Source organism: Thioclava sp. UBA3469 (assembly GCF_002378135.1).
Classification (GTDB): domain Bacteria; phylum Pseudomonadota; class Alphaproteobacteria; order Rhodobacterales; family Rhodobacteraceae; genus Thioclava; species Thioclava sediminum.
This window is the reverse complement of sequence record NZ_DFRG01000230.1, coordinates 1-4,168: the sequence shown is the minus strand read 5'-3', so window position 1 is coordinate 4,168 and position 4,168 is coordinate 1. Positions and strand designations below refer to the sequence as shown.

At 62.7% G+C, this 4,168-nt stretch carries 4 protein-coding genes; 3 read left to right on the top strand and 1 reads right to left on the bottom strand.

Annotated elements, in window-relative coordinates:
* Positions 1 to 425 (bottom strand): aminotransferase class III-fold pyridoxal phosphate-dependent enzyme (locus B3D39_RS16610; RefSeq protein WP_286789901.1); only part of this gene is annotated, 425 nt, incomplete at its 3' end.
* 141 nt (positions 426 to 566) lie between these two features.
* Between B3D39_RS16610 and B3D39_RS16605 the strand changes: the two genes are divergently transcribed.
* From B3D39_RS16605 to B3D39_RS16595, 3 genes are all read left to right on the top strand, one after another.
* Positions 567 to 1,430, top strand: a complete 864-nt coding sequence (locus B3D39_RS16605) for a MurR/RpiR family transcriptional regulator (RefSeq protein ID WP_253732304.1) — start codon at positions 567 to 569, stop codon at positions 1,428 to 1,430.
* A 57-nt stretch (positions 1,431 to 1,487) separates the two neighbouring features.
* Positions 1,488 to 2,462, top strand: a complete 975-nt coding sequence (locus B3D39_RS16600) for a TAXI family TRAP transporter solute-binding subunit (protein ID WP_078519556.1) — start codon at positions 1,488 to 1,490, stop codon at positions 2,460 to 2,462.
* Between the two features lie 108 nt (positions 2,463 to 2,570).
* A partial coding sequence (locus tag B3D39_RS16595; RefSeq protein ID WP_286789900.1) for a TRAP transporter permease occupies positions 2,571 to 4,168 on the top strand: 1,598 nt, incomplete at its 3' end.

The window sequence follows — 4,168 nt, the reverse complement described above, 5'->3', positions numbered from 1 at the left end:
GCGGCCAGCGCGCCCAGCGTGTTGCCGTGATAGGACTGGCGGCGCGCGATGAAATGCGACCGGCTCGGCTCGCCCTTCTCGACGAAATACTGCCTCGCCATCTTGAGCGCGCTCTCCACCGCCTCCGATCCCCCGGACGTGAAATAGACGCGCTCGAGGCTCCCCGGCGCGTGAGCGATGAGGCGATCTGCCAGACGTTCGGCGGGTTCGGAGGTGAAGAAACTCGTGTGCGCGAAGGCGATATTGTCGATCTGAGCCTTGATCGCCGCAGTCACGTCAGCGTCAGAGTGACCGAGGCAGGAGACCGCCGCGCCCCCGGACCCATCGAGATATCGCTTCCCGTTGGCATCGAGGATGTAGATACCGTCGCCCTTTACCGCCAAGGGCGGATTGGACTTCGTGTGGCGGGGAAATACGTGGCTCATATCGGTCCCTCCTTCGGGACAAGAATGCGTGAGGATCGCTGATTACCCCATGAAACATATGTTTTACGCATTGACAATATATGAAACAATTGAAACGGTCACCTCAACGCGATAACTGGTGATGGAACCTGGGGAGGAGCATTGTCCGGCAGTTTCGAACAGCGATTGGCTGCGCAATATGGCAACCTTTCCACGCGTTTGCGTGAGGCGGGAGACTATATCGCAGACAACCCGGTGAGCATCGCCACCCGTTCGCTGCGCACGCTGGCGAGCGAATCGAACCTTGCGCCCGCGACCTTCACCCGCCTCGCCCATGCGCTCGAATACGAGAATTTCGAAGAGCTGCGCGAGACCATGCGCGACCAGATCGGTCGCCGCGTGTCCCCCTTCGCGGACCGCGCCGATCGACTGCAGAAGGATGCCGTCGATCCGCAGAGCAGCTTCCTCAACCGTTATGCCGCGGCCACGCAGGACAATATCGCAGCCCTGAGCGCCGCGATCGAGCCGGGACGCCTCGAGGCCGTGGCCGACAAGCTCGCCGCCGCGCGCCGGGTAGTACTGCTGGGCGCGCTCGGCTCGACGGGGATCGCGGAATACACCGCCTATATCGCCAATTTCCTAGGCGATAACTGGGAGCTGGGCGCACGGGCGGGCTCGTCGCTGGGCGCCACGCTCGCGGGGCTCGACGAGCGCGACGCGGTTCTGGTGATCACCAAGCCGCCCTTCGCGCGCTCCACCATCCGCAGCGCAATCCATGCCCATGAACAGGGCGCCTATGTCGCGCTGATTACCGACAGCCGCAGCTGTCCGGCGCTGCACGCGGCCGATGAGACCTTCATCGTGCCCACCGACAGCCCGCATTTCTACACGAGTTACGTCGCCACGCTGTTCTTGCTCGAAGCAATTCTGGCGCTGGTGGCGAAGCGCGCGGGACCCCGCGCAACCGAACGGATCGCCGAGGTCGAACGGCGCAACAGGCTTCTCGACGAAGTCTATGCGCGCTGACCGACGCGGGCCGTATTTCTGAACCGAGACCCAAAAACGACCAACGGGAGTTACTCAATGAAAAAGTTCTTCAAACTCGGGGCCATCGCGGCCGTCGCCGGTGCGCTGTTCGCGCCCGCGGCGAACGCAGCCGACGAGACCTTCATCACCATCGGGACCGGCGGTGTGACCGGCGTTTACTACCCGACCGGTGGCGCGATCTGCCGCCTGATGAACAAGAGCCACAAGGAAACCGGCGTGCGTTGCTCGGTCGAATCCACCGGCGGTTCGGTCTACAACATCAACACCATCCGTTCGGGCGAACTGGACTTCGGCATCGCCCAGTCGGACTGGCAGTACCACGCCTACAAGGGCGACTCGAAGTTCTCCGATCAAGGTCCGTTCGAGAAGCTGCGCGCCGTGTTCTCGATCCACCCCGAGCCCTTCACCGTCGTCGCGCGTGCCGATAGCGGCATCAAGAACTTCGCCGACCTCAAGGGCAAGCGCGTGAACATCGGCAACCCCGGTTCGGGTCAGCGCGGCACGATGGAAGTGCTGATGGACGCGATGGGCTGGAAAACCTCTGACTTCGCGCTCGCAACCGAGCTGAAAGCCGCCGAGCAGTCGAAGGCGCTCTGCGACAACCAGATCGACGCGATGGTCTACACCGTGGGTCACCCCTCGGGTTCGATCCAGGAAGCCACCACCTCGTGCGACGCGACCCTCGTGAACGTCACGGGTGACGCGGTCGACAAGCTGGTCGCCGACAACCCCTACTACGCGAAAGCCACCATTCCGGGCGGCATGTATCGCGGCAACCCCGACGACACGCAGACCTTCGGTGTGCGCGCGACCCTCGTGACCTCGGCGGATGAGCCCGATGATGTCGTCTACGCTCTGGTGAAGTCGGTCTTCGACAACTTCGACGAGTTCAAGAAGCTGCACCCGGCTTTCGCGCATCTGACGCCGGAAGAAATGGTCACCAAGGGCATCTCCGCTCCGATCCATCCGGGCGCTCTGAAGTACTATAAGGAGCAGGGCTGGATTAAATAAGCCCTGCGTATAACTGGGCGGGCGCGCTTGCGTGCCCGCCTTTTTTAGTTTCAGCTTTAAGATCATGCCGGAACAGGCGGACGGCCCTGGGGGCCGCTAGGGGGAACGATGGCGGAAAATCGCGCCTTGAACGAACAGGAATTACAGGAGCTCGTCCAAGCTTCTGACAGCGGGGCGCGCAGCCCCAAGGGATGGGTCGGGCTCATGGTCGCCGTGGTGGCGCTGAGCTGGTCGATCTTTCAGGTGCTTCTGGCCTCGCCCATCGGGCCCTATGTGCTGCCGGGCGACCTGATCAACAACGCCCGCCAGATCCATCTGGCCTATGCCATCTTCCTCTCGGCGATGGCGTATCCGCTGTTCAAATCTTCACCCAAGGACCATGTGCCGTGGTATGACTGGATCCTCGCGGTCGGCGGTGCGCTGCTCTCGATGTACGGCTATTTCTTCTACCAGAAGATCGTCGACAATGGCGGGCTCGCCGATATGCAGGACGCCTATATCTCGGTCCTCGGCATCATCTTCCTCTTCATCGCAGCCTATCGCACGCTCGGGCCGATCATGGTCCTGCTGGCGATCGTGTTCCTGTGCTACGTCTTCTTCGGCTCGTCGGAGTTCTTCCCCGAACAGATCCGCTGGGCCGGCGCGAGCCTGCGCAAGGCCATGTCGCATATGTGGATCACCTCTGAGGGGGTATTCGGCATCGCGCTTGGCGTCTCGACCAAGTTCGTCTTCCTCTTCGTGCTGTTCGGCGCGCTCTTGGAGAAGGCCGGCGCGGGCAACTACTTCATCCAGATGGCCTTTGGTGCGCTCGGCCACCTGCGCGGTGGCCCGGCAAAAGCCGCCGTCGTGGGCTCTGCCGCGACCGGCCTGATCTCGGGCTCGTCGATTGCGAACGTGGTCACCACCGGCACCTTCACCATTCCGCTGATGAAGCGCGTGGGCTTCTCGGCTGAAAAGGCGGGTTCGGTCGAGGTGGCCTCTTCGGTCAACGGCCAGATCATGCCCCCGGTGATGGGCGCTGCCGCCTTCCTGATGGTGGAATATGTCGGCATCTCCTATCTGGAGGTCATCAAACACGCCTTCATCCCGGCGATCATCTCCTACATCGCACTGTTCTACATCGTGCATCTGGAGGCGGTGAAGAACCGGATGCCGACGATCGGCGACCGCGTGGTCTCGGTCTGGCGCACGGCCTTTGGCATGTTCGCCTTCTTCGCGGGCTTCGCGGCCCTGTGCTACGCAACGCAATTCCCGGTGCGCCTCATCACCTCGATGGTGCCCGAGGGCGCGGCCTGGGTTCTCGCCCTGCTCGTCGTCGTGGTCTATCTCGGGCTCGTCTGGGTCGCCGCGAAAGCGCCCGATCTGGAGCCGGACGACCCCAATTCGGAGATCGTGAAGCTCCCCGAGATCAAGGACATCTACAAGGCGGGCCTCTACTACCTGCTGCCGATCGTCGTGCTGGTCTATTTCCTGATGATCGAGCGCAAGTCGCCGGGCCTGTCGGCCTTCTGGGCCTCGTTCCTGCTGTTCTTCATCCTGCTCACGCAGAAACCGCTCAAAGCGATGTTCCGCGGTGAGAGCGCGCCCATGAGCCGCTTCCGTGAAGGCGTTCTCGACCTGATCGGCGGCATGATCGACGGCGCGCGCAACATGATCGGGATCGGTCTGGCCACGGCCACCGCCGGGATCATCGTGGGCACCGTCTC